Source organism: Gordonia spumicola (assembly GCF_009932475.1).
GTDB classification, from domain to species: domain Bacteria; phylum Actinomycetota; class Actinomycetes; order Mycobacteriales; family Mycobacteriaceae; genus Gordonia; species Gordonia spumicola.
On sequence record NZ_BJOV01000003.1, the window covers coordinates 355795 to 378013 of the forward strand.

Here is a 22219-nt window from a genome sequence, read left to right on the forward strand (position 1 = left end):
CTAGGTGAGCATTACCTAAGTTCAAAGCCGGGCGCAGTGATCCGACGCTCCCCGACCGGGACCACGAGCGGCTGGTCGGAGACCGGATCGGCGATCACCCGACTCCGCAGGCCGAACACGTCCCACAGCAGGTCCTCGGTGACGATCTCCTTCGGCGGCCCCTGGACCACCACTCGACCGTCGCGCATGACGATGAGCTCGTCGCAGTACCGGCACGCCAACGCCAGATCGTGGAGCACCATGACCACCGTCCGTCCCTGCTCCGCGTGCAGGCGGTCGACGAGGTCGAGCAGTTCCAAGCTTCGCGCCAGGTCGAGGTAGGTCGTCGGCTCGTCGAGCAGCAGGAACTCGGTCTGCTGAGCCAGCACCATCGCGACCCACACCCGCTGTCGTTGTCCACCGGACAGGTCGGACACTCGACGCTCGGCGAGATCGGCCACCCCGGTCTGTTCGAGCGCTCGCGTGATCTCGTCCGAGTCGCGACCCGACCACTGCCGGATCCAGTTCTGGTGCGGATGGCGCCCGAGCGCCACCAGATCGGCGACGAGGATGCCGTCGGGTGCGATCGGATTCTGGGGAAGCACGCCGATCGCCCGTGCCAGCGCGCGCGTCGACATCGACGAGATCGGCGAACCGTCGAGCACGATCTCGCCCGCCGACGTCGGCGTCAATCTCGACATCGCCTTCACCAGCGTCGACTTGCCGCAACCGTTGGGTCCGACGATGCCGGTCAACGCGTTCGGCGCGATCTCGACCGACAAGTCGGAGAGCACCGTGCGGTCGCGGTAGCCGACGGTGATCCCCCGTGCCGCGAGGCCCCGCCCCGCCGACTCCTTCGTCATACCGTCGCCTTTCTGTTCGCGATCACCAGCAGTGCCAGGAAGAACGGAGCCCCGAGGACGCCGGTGATCACGCCGACCGGCAGGTCGGAGAGCGCCGTCCGCCCCACGAGGTCGGCCCCGAGAAGGAGGACCGCGCCGGTCAGCGCCGACCCGATCAGCGGCGGCGTCGGCGACCGAAACAGCAACCGCGCGATCTGCGGACCGGCGAGCGCGATGAAGGCGATCGGTCCGGCCGCGGCCACCGCCGCCGACACCAGGAGCACCGCGATCACCCAGTAGACGACGGTGAGCACGGTGACCGGAGCCCCGAGCCCGCGGGCCGAGGCGTCCGACAGCCGGATCACGCGCAGGTCGAAGGAACTGATCGCGACGGCGACCGCGCACACCGCGATCGTGATCCACAACGGCCACACGTGCGTCCACGTCCGGTTCGTGACGCTGCCCGCGAGCCATTCGACGCCGTCCGACGCGGCCTGCAGGTCGACGCTGACGAGGAGGAAGGAGACGGCTGCCGCGGCGAGCGCGTTGACGGCCACACCGACGAGGACGATGCGCATGGTGTCGATGCCGTTGCCGGACACGAGCACGATCACGATCGCCGCGGTGAGGATGCCGCCGACCATCGCGGCGATCGGCACGCCCCACGCTCCTGCCGCATTCGGCATCATGACCACGACGAACACGGCCGCGGCGCTGGCGCCCATGGAGATGCCGATGACGTCGGGGCTGGCGAGCGGATTCTTGGCGGTCGTCTGCGTGAGAGCTCCGCCCGCGCCCAATGCGACACCCGCGCCCAACGCGACGAGCGCCCTGGTCATGCGGGAGTCGACCACGAGCCGCTCAACGTAGTCACCGCCCCCGACGAGGATCTCGAACGACTTCCCGAGCGGGATCGGATACTCGCCGACGGACAGTTCGACAGCCACCGCCAACACGGTGAGCGCGGCCAAGACGGCTCCGACGGCGATCCCGTACCAGCGGACCCGCATCCGAGGGAACGGCAGAGCCACCTCACCGGGACGCGGCAGGATGCGCGCGGTCATCCGACCACCAGCCTGCGCCGCCGGATGAACCAGATGAAGAACGGGACGCCGACGAACGCCAGGATCACCCCGACCGGCACCTCCGCCGGCCGCAGAACGACACGTCCGATGATGTCGGACACCAACATCAGCGTTCCTCCCGCAGGCACGCACAGTGGCAGCAGCCAGCGATGGTCGGGCCCGATGACGCCCCGAATCAGGTGCGGCACCACCAGTCCGACGAACACGATCGGGCCGACGGCCGCACTGGCCGATCCGGTCAGCAGTGTGATCGACACGAAGCCCGCGATGCGCACCCAGCCGATGCGGATGCCCAGAGCCGTCGCGGTGTCGTCGCCGACGGCGAGGGCGTTGAGTGCCGGCCCGATCGCGAACGCCAGCACCAGCCCCACCAGGATCGGCGGCAGGACGGGACCGAGGACGTCGAAGCCACGTCCGACGAGCGAGCCCGCGTTCCAGGTGCGGAACTGGTTGAGACTCTGCCGGTTGGAGATCACGATGGCGCTGGTGGCGGACACGAACAGCGCGGTCAGCGCCGCGCCCGCCAGCACGAGGGACATCGGTCCGCCGCCCGCACCGAAGGTGGCGACGCCGAACACCAGCACGGCGGCCACCGCCGCTCCGACCAACCCGAACAGCAGGGCCGCGGTGATGCTCTGCGCACCGAACAGCATCACGGCCAGGACCACCGCGAAACCGGCGCCGTTGGAGATGCCGAGGATTCCGGGGTCGGCCAGCGGATTCCGCGTGTATCCCTGGATCACCGCGCCCGCGACAGCCATCGCGGCCCCGACGACGATCGCCATCGCCGTCCGCGGGATCCGCTCGTCGCGGATGAGGATGTACAGATCGTCCGACGGGTCTCGGTTCCAGAATGCCTCGACGACGTCGACGACCCCGACCGACCGCGTCGCGAAGAGCACCGACGCGACTGCGGCCACGAGCAGCAGCGCGCCGAGCAGCGCGAGCATCCGAGGCCTTGTCATTGAGTTAGGTTAGCAATACCTCATGGATATGCCTGACCAGTGTCGTCTCGCACCGGGACGCCACGGCACGCATAGGCTGGGCGCATGCAGCTCGTCAGCCGGATGCGCCCGTTCACGTCGACGATCTTCGCCGAGATGTCGGCGTTGGCCGTGCGGCACGACGCGATCAACCTCGGACAGGGATTTCCCGACTCCGACGGGCCCGAGTCGATGCTCGACGCGGCCCGCGCCGCCATCACCGGAGGGTTCAACCAGTACCCGCCCGGCCCGGGCGTCCCCGAACTGCGGGAGGCCGTCGCCGCCCAGCAACTCGACGACTACGGAATCGCCTACGACCCCGACACCGAAGTGCTCATCACCGTGGGCGCCACCGAGGCCATCGCGGGTGCGGTCCTCGGGCTCGTCGAGGCAGGCGACGAGGTCGTGATGATCGAGCCGTACTACGACGCGTACGCCGCTACGGTCGCACTCGCCGCAGGCGTGCGACGCACCGTCCCCCTCGTCCGGGACGGCGACGGCTTCCGGCTCGACCGCGACGCCCTCGCCTCCGCCTTCGGCCCGCGAACCAGGGCCGTCATCGTGAACTCGCCGCACAATCCGACCGGCACGATCCTCTCCGACGATGACCTCGCCGAGATCGCCAGGCTCTGCGTCGAGCACGACGTCGTGGCGATCACCGACGAAGTGTACGAGCACCTCGTGTTCGACGGCGCCGTCCACCGATCGCTCGCGACGCTGCCCGGGATGAAGGAGCGCACCCTGCGGATCTCGGGCGCGGCCAAGACGTTCCACGTCACCGGCTGGAAGGTCGGCTGGATCAGCGGACCCGCCGACCTGATCCGCGCTGTTCGGGCCGCCAAGCAGTACCTCACCTACGTCGGCAGCGGCCCGTTCCAGCCCGCCGTCGCCCACGCCCTGCGCACCGACATGGACTGGGTGCGCGCCGACGCCGAGGCCCTCGGACGCAAGCGCACCCTGCTGTCCTCAGCACTCTCGGACGCCGGGTTCGACGTCCACCGCAGTCAGGGCACGTACTTCGTGTGCGCCGACCCCCGGCCGCTCGGAGTCGTCGACGGTGCAGCGTTCTGCCGTGAACTGCCCGCACGGGTCGGCGTGGCCGCCGTACCGGTCAGCGCGTTCGTCGACGACGCCGGCCCGTGGCGTCACATGGTGCGCTTCGCCTTCGCCAAGAGCGACGACGCGATCACCGAAGCCGCAGACCGTCTCCGGTCGCTCTAGAAGACACCGGACGGCCGGAACTGGACGCTGATCCGCGGTCCGACGCCCGGCGTCTTGGGGACGGCGTGGTCCCAGGTGCGCTGGCAGCTGCCGCCCATCACGAGGAGGTCGCCGGACGAGAGCACGAATCGGCGGGACGCTCCCCCGCCACGCGGTCGCAGCAGCAACGGTCGGGGCGATCCGAGCGAGAGGATGGCGACCAGGGTGTCGCTGTCGCGGCCCCGTCCGATCCGGTCTCCGTGCCACGCGACGCTGTCCGCGCCGTCGCGATACAGGCATAGGCCCGCGGTGGCGAAGGCCTCCGGGAGCACGTCACGGTAGTGCGATGACAACGCCTCGCGCGCGGCACGGAGAATCGGATGGGGGAACTCCGACTCCGTGAAGTACGTCGCCATCAGCCGAGGCACCGCGACCGTCGCGTCGTACATGCGACGTTCCTCTTCGCGCCACGAGACCGACGTCGCAAGCGCATCGAACACGGCGGTCGACCCCTGCAACCAGCCCGGCCGGACGTCGACCCACGCACCGCGGGCGAGCGGGGTCCGGCGCACACCGTCGCTCAGTCGAGTCAGTCTCGACTCGGCGTCGATCGCATCGAACAACGACGCCTGCAGGCCCGCGGTCATGCGCCCTATCGTACACCTGTTCGATCACGTGACCGGTGGGAACTCGATCCCGACGAGACGCTCCGACTCGGCCCACAGGCGGTCGCGGAGATCCTGATCGTCCGACCTGCGGCGACGCGACGCGACCGTCGGGCTGCCGCGAAGGCCACCGATGCCGTCCGGCCCGTAGTAGCCGCCGTTGACGGCGTCCGGCGACGTCGCAGCGAACAGCGTCGGCAGGGCGCCCCGCGCGGCGGACTGGCCGACGCGCAGCACTTCGCCCGCCTTGGTCAGGCGGTCGAACGCGGTCTCCGACTTCCCCATCAGCCCGGTCTGCGCATAGCCGGGATGCGCGAGCACGGCCAGCTTCGTCGAACCGGACCGCTCGAAGCGCTGTGCGAGCTCCAGCCCGAACAGCATGTTGGCGAACTTCGAATCGCCGTAGGCGATCTGCCTGCGGTAGCGGCGGCGCTCCCAGTTGAGGTCGTCGACGTTCAATCGCGAGAACCGATGACCGTGCGAAGTCAGGACGACGACCCGTTCGGTCACTCGAGGCAGCAGCAGCGCGGTCAGCGCGAAGTGGCCGAGGTGGTTGGTCCCCATCTGCATCTCGAAGCCGTCGGCCGTCAGGGCGTACGGCACCGCCATCACGCCGGCGTTGTTGACGAGCACGTCCGTCTCGTCGACCGTGTCGGCGAAGGCCCGAACCGATGCCAGGTCCGAGAGGTCGAGGTGGGCGACGACGGCCGACGGACCGATCCGGTCGGCGACGACCCGAGCCTTGTCGATGGTGCGGCAGGCCAGCGTCACGCGGGCCCCGGCCGCGGCGAGCGCGATCGCCGTCTCGGCGCCGATTCCGCTGTTGGCGCCCGTGACGATCACGCGCCGCCCGTCCTGCGCGGGGATATCGGCGCGACTCCAGCCACTCACGTCTACGGCTCCTTGGTCGCGACTCTCGACGCCCGCTCGCCCGGCATGGCGAACTTCACGAGGTCGGCGAGAACACTACCGAGGGACGGCGGTTCATGGCGAACGAGCAGTTCACTCGGAGCGAAGATCTCCGTCACGTTGACGCGGCCGCGCAACACCTGCCGGTCGACGCGCCGCCAGTGCTCCGCCTCGACGGGGTCGGCGGCCTCGATCGCCGCGCGGCTCGCGTACACCGACGAATACCCCTCTTTCGCGAGGTCGGAGAGGCGCGCCGACTCGTTGACCGAGTCGCCGATCACCGTGTACTCGTATCGGGTCCGGGCACCGATGTTGCCCGCGAACACCCGCCCGTAGGCGACGCCCATCCCCCATTCGAGCGGGAGTCGTTCACTGAGTTCCACGCCGAGCTCCCTGGCCGCGGCCAGGGCCGCGAGCGCCGGGTCGGCGAGCGGCGCGGGCGCACCGAACACGATGAGCGCGGCGTCGCCCTCGAACTTGTTGATGAACCCGCCGTGCCTGTCGACGACGTCGGCGACGATCGAGAAGAAGGCGTTCAACACGACGGCCGTCTCGCGAGGGTCGCGGTCGGCCGCGAACGCCGTCGAACCGGTGATGTCGACGAAGATCACGGCCACATCGGTGTTGGCTCCGACCAGTTCGCCGTCCTGCTCCAGGGCGAGCTGCGCGACGTGGTCGCCGACGTGCCTGGAGAAGATGTCGCGCATCCGCTCGCGTTCGGCGAGACCGTCGAGCATCGCGTTCAGGCCCGCCTGCAGCACACCGAGCTCGGACGCGTCGTAGACCGCGACGCGCTGCGAGATGTCGCCGTTGCGGGCCGCCTCGACCACTTCGCGCATGTCGTTCAGCGGATCGGCGATGGCCCGGTTGACCAGACCGACGACACGCGCGCCCGAGGTCAGCGCGATGATCGCGAGGAGGATGACGGTCCAGTCGACGGTGTCGGCGACGGGCGGCACCCAGCCGAGGCCGCGTCCGAGATTCACCAGCAGGAGACCGACCATCGGGACGGCCGACGACACCACCCACACGACGATCATGCGTTCACGGACGCCGTGCACCACCCTGGTGGACGTCGATCCGCGCATCGCCAGGATCGCCAGCGGACGGGCGGCGCTCTCGGCGAACAGGTACGTCAGCGAGCCCGAGGTGATCGCCGCCAGCCCGAATGCGCCGCCGACCGACAACACGAACACCGGGCGCATGTCGGAGATCAGGACGTACACGCTGAACGCGAGCACCCAGCCGACGACGTCGGCGACGACGAGGCGGGCCGGTATCCGCACCACGTCGCGGCGGCGTCGGGCGTCGGCGGGTTCGGCGGTGATGAACCAGCGGTACTGCGGGAGCAGGAGGACGATCGATGCGACGACGCTGACGACGGTCCCGAACAGCAATGCGATGAGGACCGCGCCCATGTCGGCGTCCGTGTGGATCTCCACACGTCCGCCGTTGAACGCCAGGAGGACCGCGACGAACGTCTCGATCCCGATCAGCACCTTGGCGCCCGCGACGATCGCCCCGCCGATCACCAGCCCGCGCTTGGCGAACGCCCGTCGGGTCTGCGGGTCGAGTTCGAGGATCTCCACCTCGTCGCGGTCTCGGCCGCGTTCGTTGAGGCCGCCGAGCATGGAGATGGTCTTGAACCGGCGATCCATCCGGTCGGCGATGCTGTGCGCCCGTTCCCGCTGCCGTTCGGTCAGCACAACGCATCACCTCCCAGGTCTTCGTCTCTGAGAGAGTACCGAATACCTGGGAGGTGACGGGGTGTGCGCGATCACTGTCGTGACCGCTCAGTGGCCTGGGTCAGGCGGCGAGCACAGCCTCGATCTCGAGGGTGATCGTGATCTTGTCGCCGACCACGGTGCCGCCGGTCTCCAGCGGCATCTCGATGTCGATGCCGAAGTCCTTGCGGTTGATGACGGTCTTGGCGTCGAATCCCGCGACGGCTCCGTGGCCCATGCCCGGGTTCACGCCGTTGAACTCCATCTCCAGCGTGACCGGCTTGGTGACGCCACGAAGGGTGAAGTCGCCGTGGACGAGGTAGTCGTCGCCCTTCGCCTCGACCGAGGTGGAGACGAACGTCGCGGTCGGGTGATTGCCCGCGTCGAAGAAGTCGGCCGATCGGACGTGCTCGTCACGCTGCGCGTTCCGGGTGTCGATCGAGGTCACGTCGATGGTGGCGTTGACGGCCGGGGTGCCGTCGGCGGCCACCTCGATGGTTCCGGTGAAGGCGCCGAACGAGCCGCGGACCTTCGACACCATGAGGTGGCGGACCGTGAAGCCGACGGTCGAGTGGACCGGGTCGATGTTCCAGGTGCCTGCGGTCAGTTCGGCGGGTGCGATTGCGGTGGTCATCATCGTCTCCTTGAAGAGTCGGCTGTGGTGAGTTCTGGGGCGTGCGGCCGGCTTCGCCTGCCGCTTGCAATCAATGTAACCGGACTATGGTCCGTTTACTTCCCGGTGTGATCGACGTTACATTGAACAGATGTCGCTTCGAGACGAACTGCAGGCCCGACTCGACCGCTTCGCCGTCCGGCGGATACCGGCCGGATCGGGCCGACGCCCCGCTGCCGTGACCGTGGTGGTGGCGCCGTCGAAGGCGGGTCGCGGAGTGTGGCTCACCCGCAGGCCGTCCGGCATGAACCGGCACGCCGCGCAGTTCGCACTGCCCGGTGGGCGCCTCGACGACGGCGAGACACACCACGGGGCGGCACTGCGAGAACTTGAGGAGGAGATGGGGATACGACTCGGGCCGGACTCGATACTGGGCGACCTGGACGACTACGCCACCCGTTCCGGGTTCGTCATGTCGCCCACCGTGCTGTGGTGCGACGACGACGTCGAGCCCCGCCCGAATCCGGCCGAGGTCGAGCGGGTGTTCCTCATCGAGCTCGACGAACTGGCCGAGGCCGAGCCGATACTCGAGACCATCCCGGAATCGGACCGTCCGGTGATGTCGTTGCCGCTGATCGGTCGCCGAATCCATGCGCCGACGGCCGCGGTGCTCTACCAATTCGCCAGGGTGGCGCTGCACGGCGAGTCCGTGCGCGTGGCCGACTACGACCAGCCGGTGTTCGCCTGGCGGTGAACGCGAAACCACCGTCCGTGCGGACCTACGACGCTCGTCGGCGCCCTATCGGTCCGTATGGACGGTGGTTCTCCGGGATGTGCGGTCAGTCCGGCTGACGATGCTTGGCTCGCCGCGCCTGATACTGCGGCTCCACGCGGTCGCGCGCGGCCGACTCCTCCGATTCGGCTCCGACGGTGCCGCTGACGGGATGCTGCCCGGTACCCGCGTCGATCCACCGGTCGCCGTCGCCCGCGGGCTTCTCGAGGAAGTGCGGCCGCACCGGTTCGCCCGTGACGGCGTCGTGGGTGACGGTCCGCGTGGACGTGTCGTCTTCGACGACCCGCTCCACTTCCTTCTCGATCACCTTGCGGACGATCACCGGCTTCTCGACGACCACTTCGACGATCTTCTCGATCGGCTTCTCGATGATCCGCTCCACCTCGCGGTAGACGGGCTTCTCGACGACCTTCTCCACGATGTGCTCGACAGGCTTCTCGACGACCCGCTCGGACACCACGTTGATCTGCTTCTCGATCACCTTCTCGACGAGAACCGGCGTCTGCACGGTCTTCTCGAACTCGCGGTGGACGGGCTTGTCGATCACGCGCTCGACGATCTCGGGCCGCTCGACGATCTTCTCGACGATGTGCTCGACCGGCTTGTCGACGATCTGCTCCACGACGTTCGGCTTCTCGACGATCCGCTCGACGATGTGGTCGACGGGCTTCTCGACGACCTTCTCGATCACGTTCGGCTTCTCGACGACCTTCTCGACGACCTTCTCGACGGGCGTCTCGACGACCTTCTCCGTCACCTGCGGGACTTCGAGGATCTTCTCGATGACGTGGTCTGCGGGCCGTTCGACGACCTGCTCGATGATGTTGGGGACCTCGACGACCTTCTCGACGGTGTGGTCGACGGGCTTCTCGACGATCTCCTCGAGCACGTTCGGCTTCTCGACGACTCGTTCGATCGTGTGGTCGACGGGCTTCTCGACGACCTTCTCCACCACGTTGGGGATCTCCACGATCCGCTCGACGATGTGGTCGACGGGCTTCTCGACGACCTTCTCGATCACGTTCGGCTTCTCGACCATCCGCTCGACGAGGTGATCGACAGGCTTCTCGACGACCTTCTCCACCACGTTCGGCTTCTCGACGACGCGCTCGATCGTGTGGTCGACAGTCTTCTCGACGACTTGCTCGACGACGTTGGGGATCTCCACGACACGTTCGACCACCCGGTCGACGGGCTTCTCGACGATCTCCTCGATCACGTCGGGCTTCTCGACGATCCGCTCGAGGACGTGGTCGACGGGCTTCTCGACGACCTTCTCCACCACGTTCGGCTTCTCGACGATCCGCTCGACGATCTTCTCGACGGGCTTCTCGACGACCTTCTCCACCACGTTCGGCTTCTCGACGATCCGCTCGATCACGTGGTCGACCGGCTTCTCGATGGGCTTGTCGACGAGCCTTTCGACGACCACCTCTCTCGGGACCTCGACGACTTTGACGACGGCGCGTTCGACGACGACCTCGATGATCTTCTCGACGGGCTTCTCGACCGTCTTGTAGATCACCTCCTCGACGGGGACCTCGATCTCCTTCTCGACCGTCGTGTAAACGTTCTTCTCGACGGGCACCTCGATGATGTGCTCGACGATCTTCTCGACGGGCTTCTCGACGGTGATCTCGATGATCTTCTCGACGGGCTTCTCGATCACCTTCTCGACGATCGATTCGACGGGCACTTCGACGATCTTGTCGACGAGCGTGACGATCGGCTTCTCGACCATCCGCTCGACGGTGATGGGCTTCTCGACGACGGTGTCGGTGATGTCGACGATGAGCTTCTCGATGACGCGCTGCACTTCGGCGGGCCGTTCGATCACCTCGTCGACGACGGTCACGATGAGTCGTTCCACCAGTCGCTGGATCTCGACGGGTTTGTCGGCGATCTGGTCGAGGATGGTGACGATCGGCTTCTCGACGAGACGACTGATCTCGACCTCGGTCTCCTTCACCTCGTCGACGACTGTCACGACGGGCCGTTCGATGAGCCGGGGCAGCTCGACGGCGACGTCCTCGATCTCGTCGACGACGGTGATGACGGGCTTCTCGACGATCCGGGTCACCTCGACCGGCGTGTCGACGATCTCGTCGACAACGGTGACGACGGGCTTCTCGACCAACCTCGGCAACTGCACGGGGGTGTCGACGATCTCGTCATAGACGGTGACGATCGGCTTCTCGACCAACCGCGGCAGGTCGATCGGCTTGTCGACGATCTCGTCGATGATGGTGACGGCGGGCTGCTCGATGACGCGCGGAACGTCGACGGGCTTCTCGACCACGTTGTCGATGACGGTGACGATGGGATGCTCGACCACCCGGGACACGTCGATCGGCTTGTCGACGACCTCGTCGACGATGGTCACGACGGGCTGCTCGACGATGCGCTGGACGTTCACCGGCTTGTCGGTGAGCTCGTCCTCGATGGTGACGACGGGCCGTTCGACGATGCGCGGCACGGTGACGGGTTTGTCGGTCACTTCGTCGACGACGGTGACGACGGGCTTCTCGACCAGGCGAGACACGGTGGCAGGCTTGTCGATGATGGTGTCGACGGTGTCGATGACGAGCCGTTCGACGACGCGTTCGAGCGTGATCGGCTTGTCGATCACTGTTTCCACAGGGTTCTCGACGAGCCGTTCGACCGTGTATTCGCGGTCGACGACGTTGTCGACGATGGTCAACTCAGGATTTGCGGTGTCCTGGTCGGCGCCTTCGGTCATCATCTCTCCTCGACACGGTTATTCGACTGTGTCCACACTTCCACAGCCTGACTCGATGTTCACCGCGGCATGCGGCTTTGAGTCGAAAACAACAGTCTTCGCCCCTTGCTCACGCAACGCAAAAACCCCCTTGCGTGAGCAAGGGGGTTTGCGTGGCCAGAGTCGGGATCGAACCGACGACCTTCCGCTTTTCAGGCGGACGCTCGTACCAACTGAGCTACCTGGCCGGATGGCGCCGGTCAAACCGAAACCTAGCGACCCTGACGGGACTCGAACCCGCGACCTCCGCCGTGACAGGGCGGCGCGCTAACCAACTGCGCCACAGGGCCATATTCTTTTGTAACTTTTGCGCTTTTCGATCTTAGCCGATCCGCTTCCGAACACCGAATCGGTGTCTGGCAGCTTCTCGGTGCGAACCGATCTGCGTACCCCCTACGGGATTCGAACCCGCGCTACCGCCTTGAAAGGGCGGCGTCCTAGGCCGCTAGACGAAGGGGGCCGGTCTTCTTGTTCCCGCTGGGAGCGATGATTACTCTATGGCACGCACTCCGAGAAACACAAATCCGCAGGCCAAGGGGTGTTTCCGTAGCGTTCACCCCGCGTTGGCGACAATCCGACCGAGCACGCCCGACACCGGTCTCGGCGTCGTCGGCCGGCAAGGCCTTCGAGGTCGAGTCGGTCCAGACGCCGCAGGCCCTAGTCTTCGGAACGCGACACTAGACCGCGAGTATCGGCGCGATCACCGCGATCGGCATCACCATGCAGCCCGCGAGGATGTATCGGCGCCACGGCACGTCGACGCCGTTGCGCCGCAGTTGGTCGTGCCAGAGCAGGGTCGCGAGTGACGCCCACGGCGTGACGATCGGACCGGCGTTGACGCCGATGAGCAGTGCCGCGGTCCCCGCATGCCCGTCGACTGCCGTTTCGAGGGCGAGGAACGCCGGGATGTTGTTGATGAGATTCGACAACAGCGCGCCCGTACCGCCGGCGAGGAGCAGCCCACCGGTCGACTCGTCGCTTCCGCTGAGCATTCGAGCCGACCAGTCCATCGCGCCGAGGGAATGGAGCACGGCGGCCGTCGAGGAGAGAGCGACGACGAACATCAACGAACGCCACGGAATCGACGAGAGCGACACCCGCGGAGCCCCGCCCCGCAGCGACACGATCACCAACACGAACGCGCCGCCGACCGCCGTCGACCAGTACGGGATCGGAGAGACCAGTAGCGGGAGCATGCAGCCCAACACGACAAGACTCACGCGCAGTCGCGGGTCTCGATCGCCGGTCGCCGCGTCGTCGTGCCCGATGCCCGACCCGTGCGACCGTCGCGCCGACGAACGGTAGACGATCCACGACGCCAGCACAGCGGTCGCGGTCGCGACCAGCGCGGGACGCCACATCACCGACAGGTAGTCGCCCGTACCGGCGAACGCCTCGCCTGACACCGCCAACAGGTTCGTGAGATTCGAGACCGGGAGAAGCAGGGACGCGATGTTGGCGATCCACACCACCGCGAGACCGATGGCACCGACTCCGACCCCTGCCCGTCGAGCCACCGCGACCGCAAGCGGAGTCACCATGATGGCCGTCGTGTCGAGGGACAGGAAGGCGGTGCTGACCACCGCGAGTACAACGACTCGCACCCAGGTCGCCGCGGGCGCGGACAGCCTCGGCAGTGCGATGCGCTGCAGCCCCGTCGCGACTGCGTCGAACGCGCCGGCGTCGGCCGCCGTGTTGACCACGACCGACATCGCAGCGACGAACACGAGCACAGGCGTGAGGCGGTCGAGAAGACTGCGCGCATCGTCCGGCGACACCACGACGAGCACCCCCGCTGCGACGACCGACGCCCCGACGAGCCACCAACGCCCCAGTGCTGCGGTCACGGCCCGATCATCCCACGCGCCACCGACCACCGACAGACTTGGAATGGCGCCCGCCGTAGCGGCGATGACGAGGGCACACGCCGACGACGATGACCAAAGAAAAGACCGGGCCGGGGATGTACTCCTCGGCCCGGCCTCGTGCCGTGCCCCCAGTAGGGCTCGAACCTACGACCTGCGGATTAAAAGAAGATGAACGCACGTTTTGGGTAGTCCACACCGGTACATGCAAGTACAGCCACCAGCGCAAACAGTCCAACGACGTCCACCCACATATGTACCCGTCGTACCGAGTTGAGGCACCGATGAGGCACTGAGACCCCCTGGGGGTACCCTCTCGACCCGCCTCGAACCGGTCACGCTACGCATTGCACCTCTGGCCGTGTACGGGTTCCAGGGCCCGTGAGCGGGGGCAAAACACAGAGAAAGCCGCATGCAGGATCTGTGCCGCTATGCGTAGCGTGCCCGGTTTAGGGTGGATCGAGAGACCATCCCCACCCCCGGCCTGGTCAGTGCTGTTCGCACTGCTGGTTGGCTTGCTGCTGCGCGAGGATGGCGTCCATGGGGTGCGGTTCCTTGGCTCGGTAGCGTTTGGCGTTGCGGCGTGCGCGGCCGCGTTCGGTCTCGCGCCGGGTCTTGGCGGCGTGGCAGGTGGTGCAGAGCATCCGGGCGTTGTCGAGTGTGTCGGTGCCGCCTTCGGCTACGGGGATGATGTGGTCGCAGTCGAGGCGGACTTGGCGGCCGTCGGCGCCGCATTCTGCGCAGGTGTTGCCGTCTCGGGTGATGCAGGCGCGTCGGATCTTGCGCCATTCGGGTGTGCTGGTTCTGCTGGGTCCGTTCGACCAGGGCAATGGTCGCTCCGTTCTGAGAATGCGGGACGGCCCGACCTGCGTGGGCATCTTGCCTATGCAGGTCGGGCCGTCCCGGGGTGGTGCTCGGGTGTTAGGCGGTGGTGATCTTGACCAGTGCGGCCGGGTTGGTGAACGCGAAGCCGACGCGGATCTTGGCGCGCAGTGCGATGCGGTCGCTGGTGAAGAACGTTGAGGCGTCCGATTCGAGGCTGGCCTGTTCACGGATCACCAGGTGCGCGTACCGCGAGTCGATACCCCACACCGTCTTCGCGGGCACCTGGGTGGAGACGAGGAGCGGGCGGCCGAGGATCTGGCGGACGGCCGGGTTCGTCGGGTCGGGCTGCAGCAGTGGCCGCGTCGACGTCGACGTCTCCTTGATGTCGGTGAGCTGGGCGGCGACGGTCGGGTTGGCGATCCACGCGGTGATCGATCCGTTGGCGGCTGCGGACAGGTAGTCGGCGGCGTTGAACGGGTCGATGTCCTCGAAGCCTGCGGTGGCGACGGCGAGGGTGGAGACACCGGCGAGGGTCGCCAGTCCTGCCGGGGCACCGGCGCCGGTCTGGTCGGTGCAGAGTGCGGCGTCGATCTTGCGGGACAGGTCGCGGACGAGGCCGTCGCCGATGACCTGCTGTGCTGCGGGGCTGGAGTCGGCGGCCAGCTCGGAGGTGAAGACGGTGAGGCCGCCGAGCTTGCGGGGCGTGCAGACGACTTCGTCGAGGGTGTTGGTCGACTGGGCGAACTCTGCGCCTTCGGCGACCCATCCGGCTGTGGGGTCGTCGGAGACGACGGGGAACCGGATCTCGTGGGTGGCGATCGACAGGGGGCTCAGAGCTTGTCCGGCGATCGACTGTTCCATGAGCGGCTTGATTACGAGCTGGCCGACGGTGGCGTCGGAGAGGATCTGATTGTGCGTTGCGGTGGTTGCCACGATGGGCTCCTTACGGTGTGGCGGCGGCGCGAGACTGTCGCGGGTGTGCCGCGTGAAGTGATGGGTTGTGCGCGCTGGTGTTCCGCCTGGGGATTCGTCAGCGTGGCCGCCCGCCGGGGGCGAAGTTGCGGGCCGTTGCGCGGCGACTCCGGGCCGGGCCGCGTTCAGGCTGTGGCACTCCTGACTCGTGATGCGGGTCGTCCCCGGCACCCCGAGTCAGGAGGGACTTGTGGGGGGTGCCGGGGACGCTTCTAACTACCCGCTGCCCAAACCAGTGCGTGCAGGTCCGAGTGTACTCGGCCGGGCCGGTTAGGTCGGGTCTCCGAACCGCTGGGGGTTGCTGATGACCTGCTGCCACGATGCGCCCGTGGCTGGGGCGTCGGCGGGGCTCGCGCCGGGCCGAAGCGATTCGACGGGCCTGTCGGTCGGCGGCCGTGTCGGCTCGGGCTGGTAGTCGACACCGAGCTTGGGGCGGGCCTCGACGATGCGGGCGGCGTGCTCGGCGACCAGGTCAGCGTCGATGGTGCCGTCGTCGGCGCGAAGAGCGTCCATCAAGGCTCCGGCTTCGGGGTCGTGGAACCGGAAGAGGTCCTCGGCGTCGTCGAGGTGCTCGCCAGCTAGGCGGATGACGTCGGCGCGTTGCGCGGCGTCGTAGCGGGCGGCGAGGTCGGCGGCCTGCTGCTCGGCCGTCTTGGCTCGGGCCCGAAGGGCTTGGTTCTCCCGCTTGAGTCGTCGGACGTCGGCGACCGACGCCGGGCGTTCGGCGTTGCGTTCACGAACCCGGTGAGTGTCGATGGTGCCGTCGGCGTTTTCGTTGGCGTCACCGAGTACCGGCGGATCTGCCGGGTCGTCGATGGGGGCGAGGTCAGTCATGGTGCTTCTCCTGTTCAAGAGTGTGGTCGATCTGGGGTTGTCCGTCGACGCGCATCGAGACGTCGTCGAGGTCGAGTTCGCGGTAGCGGACCGCGGACGATTGCAGACGGGCGATGAGGCGGTCACGGTCGCCTGCGGCCAGGGTCTCGTCGATCGTCTGCATGAACGCGAGAGCGAGCTGGACGAGGCCGTCGTCGACTCCGTCGCGCCGGTGGGGCCCGAAGCGGGTGAACGCGCGGATGAACATGATGGTCGCCGCGGGGTCGTCGTCGAGGTATCGGGCTGTCAGTCCGGCGACGAGCGACAGCTGGTCCGGCGTGGGCCGCCAGTGGTCGAGTCCCGCGCCGCCGATCGGCGCGTTCTCGTCGAGTTCCATCACGATGCCTCCATGCGGGGTCGGCCGCGGGTTGTCGTGGCCGGGGTGCGGCCGCCGATGACACCGCTCGGCCGGTGCCGGACACCTGGGGTGTCGACCCAGGCGGTACGGCACGCGCCGAGGACCGGGCAGCGGCGACACAGTTCGGCCGCCTCCTGGTGTCGGCGGGCCGCCGTCTCGGCGGTCTCACCATCTTCGTGGGCCTGCTCGTCGAACAGCCCGTGACGGCCGATGCACGCTGCGCCGGACAGGTTCGGGGTACCGGCGAGCACACGCTTAGCAAACTCGATCCAGGGCGGGTCGACGAGGCGAACCGACGGTGGGCGCGCCACGGTCAGCACTCCCCGGCGAGCGGCATGGTGGTCAGTCCGTAGCCCAGCGGCGGCACCGCGGGGACGAGCGACGCTGTCGCGTTGTCGACGACGAGTGCCCGGCCGGTGTCGCGGTCCCATGCTTCGACGGTCCGGCCGTGGGCGTCTCGGGCGTGGGAATGGTTATCGATGATGATGTTCACGCTGCGTCCTCCTGGGGTTCGTTGCATGAGAGATGGCGGTCGCCTTGACCGGATGTGACCGGGAGCCCGCACACAGTGCAGACGGGGTCAGCGAGTTGGGGTTGGCGGCACGTCGGCATGTCGAGGTGGACACCGGCGCGCTGGTCGTCCGGACGAGCCTGTCAAGATTTCTGTGTAAGTCGGTCAGGTGTTCGGTTTAGAGGTGATGGTCGATACGTTCGGGGTAGGTCAGTGAGAGTTGCTCGAGCGCTCGTTTCCAGTTCGTGGTGACCGCGCCTTCCACGAGCCGCCCCGCGGCTTTGCGTTTGTGCGAGGGAAGTCCTTGTTCCTTGATGCGCTCGCGAGCTCGTTTGTCCTCGATGTTGCCGATGGCCAGCCATAACAGCTTCATCGCGGCCGCGTCGTTCGGGAAATGCCCCCGGTTCTTCGTGACCTTGCGCAGTTGATAGTTCAGTGACTCAATACTGTTCGTGGTGTAGATGACCCGCCGCAACTCCGGTGGAAACGCCAGAAACGGAATGAACCGTTCCCACGCATCGCGGAACGTTTTAACCGCCGACACGTACTTTCGGCCCATATCCGAGTCCGCGAACGCGTCTAACGCGTCCGCGGCAGCGTGCTCGGTCGGCGCTTGATAAATCGGCTTGAGCAAGCGCACCACGGCTTTACGGTCGCTGTAGGAGACGAACCGCATCGAGGCCCGGATCAGATGCACCACGCACGTTTGGACTGTTGCGTGCGGCCACGTGGCCTCGACGGCTTCAGCGAACCCGGTCAGCCCGTCGCAGCACACGATCAACACGTCCTGTACGCCGCGGTTACGCAGTTCCGCGCACACCGACGCCCAGAACTTCGCGCCTTCGCTCTGTTGGATCCAAATCCCGAGAACGTGTTTGACCCCGTCCATGTCCACGCCGACGGCGAGGTGGGCGGCCTTGTTCCGCACGTGTGCGCCATCGCGGATCTTGACCACGATCGCGTCGAGGTACATCACCGGATACAGAGCGTCGAGATCACGGTGTTGCCAGGTCGCGACCTCGTCGGCGACTTCCTCGGTCACCTTCGAGATCGTCTCGTGCGAGAGTTCGGTGCCGATCGTCGACGCAAGGTGGTGGGCGATATCGCGGACCGTCATCCCGCCCGCGTATAGCGAGACGATCATCGCGTCCAGACCATCGAGGCGGCGTTGGCCCTTGCGCACGAGCATCGGGGTGAACGTCCCGTCCCGATCGCGCGGGATGGCCAGATCCACATCGCCGACCTCGGAAGCGACCGTCTTCGCGCTGAATCCGTTGCGCGAGTTCGGAAACGATGCTGCTTCGGGGTCTCCGGCCTCGTACCCGAGATGCTCGGTCAGCTCCGCGTTCATGCCGCGTTCGAGGGTGGCTTTGAGGAGCGAGCTCAGTAGTCCGTCCTGCCCGCCGACCGGCTCGCCGGCATCGATACGAGCGAACACCTCATCCAACGCACCCGATGCCACCAACTCACTGGCCATCTCGGTCTGCTTCTGTCGTCGATCTGCACGCGAATCATCCACGCTCACATCATCATTGATAGTCACTACAGCGGTTCCCTTCAGGGTTGAACCTCACCGCTTACACAGACCATCTGACACGCCCGTCCGGACCAGTGAGCGGCAGACCACACGCTCGGCACTCCATAGATTCCACATTGATTCCATTGGTTCCCGTCTCTGAATCCCTGGAATCTTCGGAACCTATGGGGGAATCTATGGACCAGAACCACGACGCCCCCTTGCCGAAACCCGACTTTTCTGTCCGGATTCCTGAGCCTCGTTTCGAGCGGGCCTTCTTGACCGCGTTGTCAGTCAGGCCAGCCGAGCGGGTGTGCTTCAACACGTCGGCAGCCGGTGCCGAGCCTCCACATTCCGTCAGGTAGGTGGTGACGATCCTGATGATGCTCGACCTATCGTCCCCGTCGTCGAACGTGGGCTCGGATAGCAGCTCGCGAGCATCCCGGCCGTCGACACCGAGCCAGTCCACCCGTGCGACGTCGGTCCCCTCCGCTGACACCAGCTGGTACCGCAACGACTCCGGGGCGGGGCCGAGGTTCGACTTCGTCGACGCCAGGACGCGGACCTTGCCGGTCTCGTCGTCAGGGTCAGCAGCAACCAGCATTCCGGCGCGCGCGGCACCGACGATGCCGATCGACCCGCCACCGCGGTACAACGGGTCACCACCCTTGGCCTTGTTCAAGTGACGCAGTAGCAACACCGTGCAGCCGGTCTCATCCGCCATCGTCGCGAGCGCCGACAGAACTCGCCGAATGTCCTGGTCCTTGTGAGAGTCAACCTTGCCCGGCAGGTACGCCATCAGGACGTCGACGATCAACAGCCGCGCGGCCGTCTGCCGGATCAACTGCTCGAGCTGGCGGACGTCGCCGAGCGTCGGCGGAACGAGCGTCCCATCCTCCAACGCGATGCCCTGCACCGCGTGGACACGCGTCACGTCGGCACCAGCAGCGTCCAGACGCGGCCTGACAGTGTCGGCAAGACCATCTTCGCCAGACAGGAGAATCACGTCGCCGGACGTCGTACACGTGGTGTTGTCGGGCCATGTGCCGCAGTTGGTGATCGTCGCGGCGAAGGTGAGCGCGAGCGTCGACTTACCGAGCGACGGGTCACCGTCCAACGTGACGAGCTTCCCGGCAGGCATACGCCCCGGCCACAACCACGTGATCCGCTCCGGTTCGACGTCGGAGAGCCGGACAGACACCAACGACGGGCCGGTGGCCTGTTCGGCGACGACGACGAGTTCGGAGAGATCATGCCCGGCGAGGATGTGGTCGGCCGCGTCCTTGCCGGTCTTGGCCTCCACGATCACCGTCGACTCAGCGACACCTGCGAGCAGCTCGACGACCTGCTGCGCGTGTCGGCGGCCGGGCCCATCCTTATCGGCCACGACGATCACCGGACGCCCACGGAGCGGTTCCAGATCAGCCAAGTGAGCCTTCCCCGCCCCCTGCGCCGCACAGACAGCGGGATAGCCGGTCGTCTCGACCGCGAGGACGTCGTTCTCGCCCTCGACGAAGTACACCGGCAACGTCGTTTCGGCCGGCAACCCTTCGGCGTGGAACAGGCTGGTGTCCTTGGTGTCGCCGGACTGGCGGAACTTCTTGAACGGATCCCGGTGAACGATTCGGCCTCCGCCGTAGCGGTAGTTGACGCCGGACCGGTTGTCGTACAGGTCCGCGAGCGTGAGGCCGAGCGCGTCGAGGACGTCGCTGGTCGGGTCAGAGTGGGAGTTGATGAGGACGCGGCCAGGTAGGTGCAGGATCGACACGGATCGGTCGGTGTCGCTGTGCCCAGGTGCCTGTGCGGCGGCCCGCCCGCCCGACTTCTCGTCGACGCGGCAACCATGTTTGTGGAGTGCGTCTACGAGACGCTGGTAGGCGTTCGTGGGTGTCATCAGGAGGTCGTTTCTCGGGGCAGCATCCGACTCAGCGGACCTGCCCCGGTGGTCGGGGTCGGTCGGTGCTGAGCGGGAGCCTCCTGGACCACTCCGCTCGGTTCCCTACCCCGCTGCCGCCTGGGCAACCAAAGGGCAGGGAACCTTGCTAAGAACAGAGACTACCGCTCAGCACCGACAGAGCGGGTTAGGCGGACTCGGCGAGATCCGCGGCCGCATGGAGCGCGTCAGCGGCCCTCCGCGCGACGTCGGGCATGACGTGAATCCCGGCCGTGCGGACGGCACCGTTGACGCGCATCGTGTGGCCGAGAGCCACAGTCGGGCGGCAGTCGACGAGTCCCGCGCGGACGTCGACCGTCGCGTACCGGATCGTCTCGTCGTCGACCGAGGCGACCACAGTCGAAACGGGAATGCGCAGCGACTCCGACCAGTACCCGCCGGACCCTGTCGACGAGATTTCGTCAAGGCCACTGTCGGCCCATGACGGCCGTGGAGCGGCGTCGAGGAGTGTCGACGCGTCCTCGTCGTGGCGGACGACGTAGTGGGCCGTCTGGTCGACGCGTGCCAGCCACGCCTTCAGCTGCTCGGACTGGTGGGCGGTGCAGTCGTGGTCGTCGAGCCAATCCAGGTGCGCCTGCTGGTCGAACGTCGTCAGGCCGATCACGGTCCGATGGTCGACAGCCTGCACCGGCGACACCATGCCGCAATCGTCGCAGCAGCGGGGCTTGTCGTGGTGCGGGTTGTGCTCGTCGTGTTCGGCGTGCCACGCCTCCGTCGCGTCGGCGACGGCCCGCGGGTCGAGGTCCAACATGATCTGTTCGGCACCACACCAGGTGCAGGCGAACAAGGTGCGCTTGCTGCTCATCGGATCACCTCGGCGAAGTCCAGCAGCTCGTCGACGGTGGCCGGGGTGATGGTGGCGACGTCGGCGGCGATCCGACGTCGCTGGTGTTCGGCGTACCAGAGTCCGGGGTACACGGCGCGGCCGAGGAGCCGGTACCGGCGGATCAACGTCCGCGGGTGCATCCGCATGCGGGTGCAGGCGGTGTCGACGTCCGAATGCGGGACGATGCGCTCAAACTCGGAGACGTCCTCGGCGGCGCGCTCGACGGTCAGGGCACGACGGCCCGGCTGGTGCTCGACAGTGCGGGCGGGTACGGTCACGGCAGATCTTCTTCCTGCTGGTGGTCGGTCTGGACGCCCTCGGTGAGTTCTTGGTCGGATGACACCGGGGGCTTCTTGCTGTTCGCCTTCTGCGTTTCAGACGCGGAAGGGTGGGTTTCGATCTCAGATCGGAACCTTGCTCGCGTTTCAAACGCGGCCAAGGGTTGCGCTTCAAACGCAACCCTTGCCGATTTGAAATCGGGAACTTCTCCGGTCTGAAACCGGGGAACCTCGGCGACTCCGACGAGGTCCTCGGTGTCGTCGTCGGGCGGGTACCCGAGACCGAGATCGGCGTGGGCCTCGTGTTCGCGCATGACGCGGCTGACAGCCTGGTTGCCGGTCGGGTCGCGGTACGCGACGTCGTGACGGCCCATCAGGCGGCATCCGGTCCGTCGACGGGCAGGTTCGCGATGAACTCGTCGATGAACTCGTCGGTGGTGAAGCGGCGGCGCCCGACCTTGACGGTCTTCAGTTGGCCGGTCGAGATCAGCCCGTAGATCGTGGCGCGGGAGACGCCGATCTTCGAGACGGCCGAGGTAGCGCCGGTGAGGGGGATCAACATGGACATGGAAAGCCTTTCGAGTAGCGACCACGCATATCGTTTGGGGTTTTGCGTTGTCGCTACAAGTCTTAGTCCATGCGTGGTCATTGCGCAAGCATCCGCGTAAT

Annotated in this window: 23 protein-coding genes and 3 tRNA genes; 2 read left to right on the forward strand and 24 right to left on the reverse strand. The window is 67.0% G+C overall.

Translation table 11 applies throughout. The annotated features are described in order from the left end of the window. Nucleotides 1-11: 11 nt before the first annotated feature. From GYB83_RS07730 to GYB83_RS07740, 3 genes are read right to left on the reverse strand one after another with little or no spacing between them, the layout of a single operon-like run. Entirely contained in the window at nt 12-842 is an 831-nt protein-coding gene (locus GYB83_RS07730; RefSeq protein ID WP_161894944.1) for an ABC transporter ATP-binding protein, read from the reverse strand. Next, nucleotides 839-1885, reverse strand: coding sequence for a FecCD family ABC transporter permease (locus tag GYB83_RS07735; protein WP_161894945.1), 1047 nt, complete (start codon nt 1883-1885; stop codon nt 839-841). Before GYB83_RS07735 ends, GYB83_RS07730 begins: the two co-directional genes overlap by 4 nt. Then, the gene (locus GYB83_RS07740) at nt 1882-2871 is read right to left on the reverse strand and encodes a FecCD family ABC transporter permease (protein WP_161894946.1); all 990 of its coding nucleotides are present in this window, start codon (nt 2869-2871) and stop codon (nt 1882-1884) included. Before GYB83_RS07740 ends, GYB83_RS07735 begins: the two co-directional genes overlap by 4 nt. Before the next feature lie 84 nt (nt 2872-2955). On the opposite strand from GYB83_RS07740, the gene GYB83_RS07745 reads away from it, so the two are divergent. Further along, on the forward strand, nt 2956-4110 hold the full coding sequence (locus GYB83_RS07745; protein ID WP_161894947.1) for a pyridoxal phosphate-dependent aminotransferase: 1155 nt from the start codon (nt 2956-2958) through the stop codon (nt 4108-4110). Here GYB83_RS07745 and GYB83_RS07750 read toward each other — a convergent pair. From GYB83_RS07750 to GYB83_RS07765, 4 genes are all read right to left on the reverse strand, one after another. Then, nucleotides 4107-4736 carry an alpha-ketoglutarate-dependent dioxygenase AlkB gene (locus GYB83_RS07750; protein ID WP_161894948.1) on the reverse strand — a complete coding sequence of 210 codons (630 nt, stop codon included), beginning with the start codon at nt 4734-4736 and terminating at the stop codon, nt 4107-4109. The genes GYB83_RS07745 and GYB83_RS07750 overlap by 4 nt on opposite strands. Nucleotides 4737-4760: 24 nt before the next feature. Beyond that, entirely contained in the window at nt 4761-5645 is an 885-nt protein-coding gene (locus GYB83_RS07755) for an oxidoreductase (protein WP_161894949.1), read from the reverse strand. 2 nt (nt 5646-5647) lie between these two features. Further along, nucleotides 5648-7369, reverse strand: a complete 1722-nt coding sequence (locus tag GYB83_RS07760) for an adenylate/guanylate cyclase domain-containing protein (RefSeq protein ID WP_308469458.1) — start codon at nt 7367-7369, stop codon at nt 5648-5650. A 100-nt stretch (nt 7370-7469) separates the two neighbouring features. Next, a complete protein-coding gene (locus tag GYB83_RS07765) occupies nt 7470-8021 on the reverse strand; it encodes a YceI family protein (RefSeq protein WP_161895558.1) in 552 nt (183 codons plus the stop codon). Between the two features lie 130 nt (nt 8022-8151). Here GYB83_RS07765 and GYB83_RS07770 point away from each other — a divergent pair, with 130 nt between their 5' ends. Then, entirely contained in the window at nt 8152-8754 is a 603-nt protein-coding gene (locus GYB83_RS07770; RefSeq protein ID WP_161894950.1) for an NUDIX hydrolase, read from the forward strand. An 85-nt stretch (nt 8755-8839) separates the two neighbouring features. On the opposite strand, the gene GYB83_RS07775 is transcribed toward GYB83_RS07770, so the two are convergent. From GYB83_RS07775 to GYB83_RS07855, 17 genes are all read right to left on the reverse strand, one after another. Continuing rightward, nucleotides 8840-11533 (reverse strand): hypothetical protein, encoded by a 2694-nt coding sequence (locus tag GYB83_RS07775; RefSeq protein ID WP_161894951.1) that lies wholly within the window; start codon nt 11531-11533, stop codon nt 8840-8842. Between the two features lie 153 nt (nt 11534-11686). Further along, a tRNA-Phe gene (locus GYB83_RS07780) sits at nt 11687-11760 on the reverse strand. A 28-nt stretch (nt 11761-11788) separates the two neighbouring features. Beyond that, nucleotides 11789-11862 (reverse strand) — tRNA-Asp (locus GYB83_RS07785). 97 nt (nt 11863-11959) lie between these two features. Next, a tRNA-Glu gene (locus tag GYB83_RS07790) sits at nt 11960-12032 on the reverse strand. A 217-nt stretch (nt 12033-12249) separates the two neighbouring features. Continuing rightward, nucleotides 12250-13419 carry an ArsB/NhaD family transporter gene (locus tag GYB83_RS07795; protein ID WP_161894952.1) on the reverse strand — a complete coding sequence of 390 codons (1170 nt, stop codon included), beginning with the start codon at nt 13417-13419 and terminating at the stop codon, nt 12250-12252. A 506-nt stretch (nt 13420-13925) separates the two neighbouring features. Next, the gene (locus tag GYB83_RS07800; protein WP_161894953.1) at nt 13926-14315 is read right to left on the reverse strand and encodes an HNH endonuclease; all 390 of its coding nucleotides are present in this window, start codon (nt 14313-14315) and stop codon (nt 13926-13928) included. A 43-nt stretch (nt 14316-14358) separates the two neighbouring features. Further along, a complete protein-coding gene (locus GYB83_RS07805) occupies nt 14359-15405 on the reverse strand; it encodes a phage major capsid protein (RefSeq protein ID WP_228461290.1) in 1047 nt (348 codons plus the stop codon). A 99-nt stretch (nt 15406-15504) separates the two neighbouring features. Further along, nucleotides 15505-16068 carry a hypothetical protein gene (locus GYB83_RS07810; protein WP_161894954.1) on the reverse strand — a complete coding sequence of 188 codons (564 nt, stop codon included), beginning with the start codon at nt 16066-16068 and terminating at the stop codon, nt 15505-15507. Further along, the gene (locus GYB83_RS07815) at nt 16061-16447 is read right to left on the reverse strand and encodes a hypothetical protein (protein WP_161894955.1); all 387 of its coding nucleotides are present in this window, start codon (nt 16445-16447) and stop codon (nt 16061-16063) included. Before GYB83_RS07815 ends, GYB83_RS07810 begins: the two co-directional genes overlap by 8 nt. Next, complete coding sequence (locus GYB83_RS07820) at nt 16444-16776, reverse strand: WhiB family transcriptional regulator (protein ID WP_161894956.1); 333 nt, start codon at nt 16774-16776, stop codon at nt 16444-16446. The genes GYB83_RS07815 and GYB83_RS07820 overlap by 4 nt, the downstream gene beginning before the upstream one ends. A gap of 2 nt (nt 16777-16778) precedes the next feature. Then, nucleotides 16779-16958 (reverse strand): hypothetical protein, encoded by a 180-nt coding sequence (locus GYB83_RS07825; RefSeq protein WP_161894957.1) that lies wholly within the window; start codon nt 16956-16958, stop codon nt 16779-16781. 196 nt (nt 16959-17154) lie between these two features. Then, the gene (locus tag GYB83_RS07830) at nt 17155-18453 is read right to left on the reverse strand and encodes an IS256 family transposase (protein ID WP_161894958.1); all 1299 of its coding nucleotides are present in this window, start codon (nt 18451-18453) and stop codon (nt 17155-17157) included. 100 nt (nt 18454-18553) lie between these two features. After that, nucleotides 18554-20386, reverse strand: coding sequence for an AAA family ATPase (locus GYB83_RS07835; RefSeq protein ID WP_161894959.1), 1833 nt, complete (start codon nt 20384-20386; stop codon nt 18554-18556). Nucleotides 20387-20573: 187 nt separating this feature from the next. Beyond that, nucleotides 20574-21251 carry a hypothetical protein gene (locus GYB83_RS07840; RefSeq protein WP_161894960.1) on the reverse strand — a complete coding sequence of 226 codons (678 nt, stop codon included), beginning with the start codon at nt 21249-21251 and terminating at the stop codon, nt 20574-20576. Further along, the gene (locus GYB83_RS07845; RefSeq protein WP_161894961.1) at nt 21248-21550 is read right to left on the reverse strand and encodes a hypothetical protein; all 303 of its coding nucleotides are present in this window, start codon (nt 21548-21550) and stop codon (nt 21248-21250) included. Before GYB83_RS07845 ends, GYB83_RS07840 begins: the two co-directional genes overlap by 4 nt. Beyond that, nucleotides 21547-21924 carry a hypothetical protein gene (locus GYB83_RS07850; RefSeq protein WP_161894962.1) on the reverse strand — a complete coding sequence of 126 codons (378 nt, stop codon included), beginning with the start codon at nt 21922-21924 and terminating at the stop codon, nt 21547-21549. The genes GYB83_RS07845 and GYB83_RS07850 overlap by 4 nt, the downstream gene beginning before the upstream one ends. Then, a complete protein-coding gene (locus tag GYB83_RS07855) occupies nt 21924-22112 on the reverse strand; it encodes a helix-turn-helix domain-containing protein (protein WP_161894963.1) in 189 nt (62 codons plus the stop codon). The genes GYB83_RS07850 and GYB83_RS07855 overlap by 1 nt, the downstream gene beginning before the upstream one ends. Nucleotides 22113-22219 lie beyond the last annotated feature (107 nt).

What these genes read in the sequence shown, in the direction of transcription:
- GYB83_RS07730 (WP_161894944.1), bottom strand. Translation starts at nt 842, where the DNA reads ATGACGAAGGAGTCGGCGGGGCGGGGCCTCGCGGCACGGGGGATCACC.
- GYB83_RS07735 (WP_161894945.1), bottom strand. Translation starts at nt 1,885, where the DNA reads ATGACCGCGCGCATCCTGCCGCGTCCCGGTGAGGTGGCTCTGCCGTTC.
- GYB83_RS07740 (WP_161894946.1), bottom strand. Translation starts at nt 2,871, where the DNA reads ATGACAAGGCCTCGGATGCTCGCGCTGCTCGGCGCGCTGCTGCTCGTG.
- GYB83_RS07745 (WP_161894947.1), top strand. Translation starts at nt 2,956, where the DNA reads ATGCAGCTCGTCAGCCGGATGCGCCCGTTCACGTCGACGATCTTCGCC.
- GYB83_RS07750 (WP_161894948.1), bottom strand. Translation starts at nt 4,736, where the DNA reads ATGACCGCGGGCCTGCAGGCGTCGTTGTTCGATGCGATCGACGCCGAG.
- GYB83_RS07765 (WP_161895558.1), bottom strand. Translation starts at nt 8,021, where the DNA reads ATGACCACCGCAATCGCACCCGCCGAACTGACCGCAGGCACCTGGAAC.
- GYB83_RS07770 (WP_161894950.1), top strand. Translation starts at nt 8,152, where the DNA reads ATGTCGCTTCGAGACGAACTGCAGGCCCGACTCGACCGCTTCGCCGTC.
- GYB83_RS07775 (WP_161894951.1), bottom strand. Translation starts at nt 11,533, where the DNA reads ATGACCGAAGGCGCCGACCAGGACACCGCAAATCCTGAGTTGACCATC.
- GYB83_RS07800 (WP_161894953.1), bottom strand. Translation starts at nt 14,315, where the DNA reads ATGCCCACGCAGGTCGGGCCGTCCCGCATTCTCAGAACGGAGCGACCA.
- GYB83_RS07810 (WP_161894954.1), bottom strand. Translation starts at nt 16,068, where the DNA reads ATGACTGACCTCGCCCCCATCGACGACCCGGCAGATCCGCCGGTACTC.
- GYB83_RS07830 (WP_161894958.1), bottom strand. Translation starts at nt 18,453, where the DNA reads ATGGCCAGTGAGTTGGTGGCATCGGGTGCGTTGGATGAGGTGTTCGCT.
- GYB83_RS07835 (WP_161894959.1), bottom strand. Translation starts at nt 20,386, where the DNA reads ATGACACCCACGAACGCCTACCAGCGTCTCGTAGACGCACTCCACAAA.
- GYB83_RS07840 (WP_161894960.1), bottom strand. Translation starts at nt 21,251, where the DNA reads ATGAGCAGCAAGCGCACCTTGTTCGCCTGCACCTGGTGTGGTGCCGAA.
- GYB83_RS07850 (WP_161894962.1), bottom strand. Translation starts at nt 21,924, where the DNA reads ATGGGCCGTCACGACGTCGCGTACCGCGACCCGACCGGCAACCAGGCT.
- GYB83_RS07855 (WP_161894963.1), bottom strand. Translation starts at nt 22,112, where the DNA reads ATGTTGATCCCCCTCACCGGCGCTACCTCGGCCGTCTCGAAGATCGGC.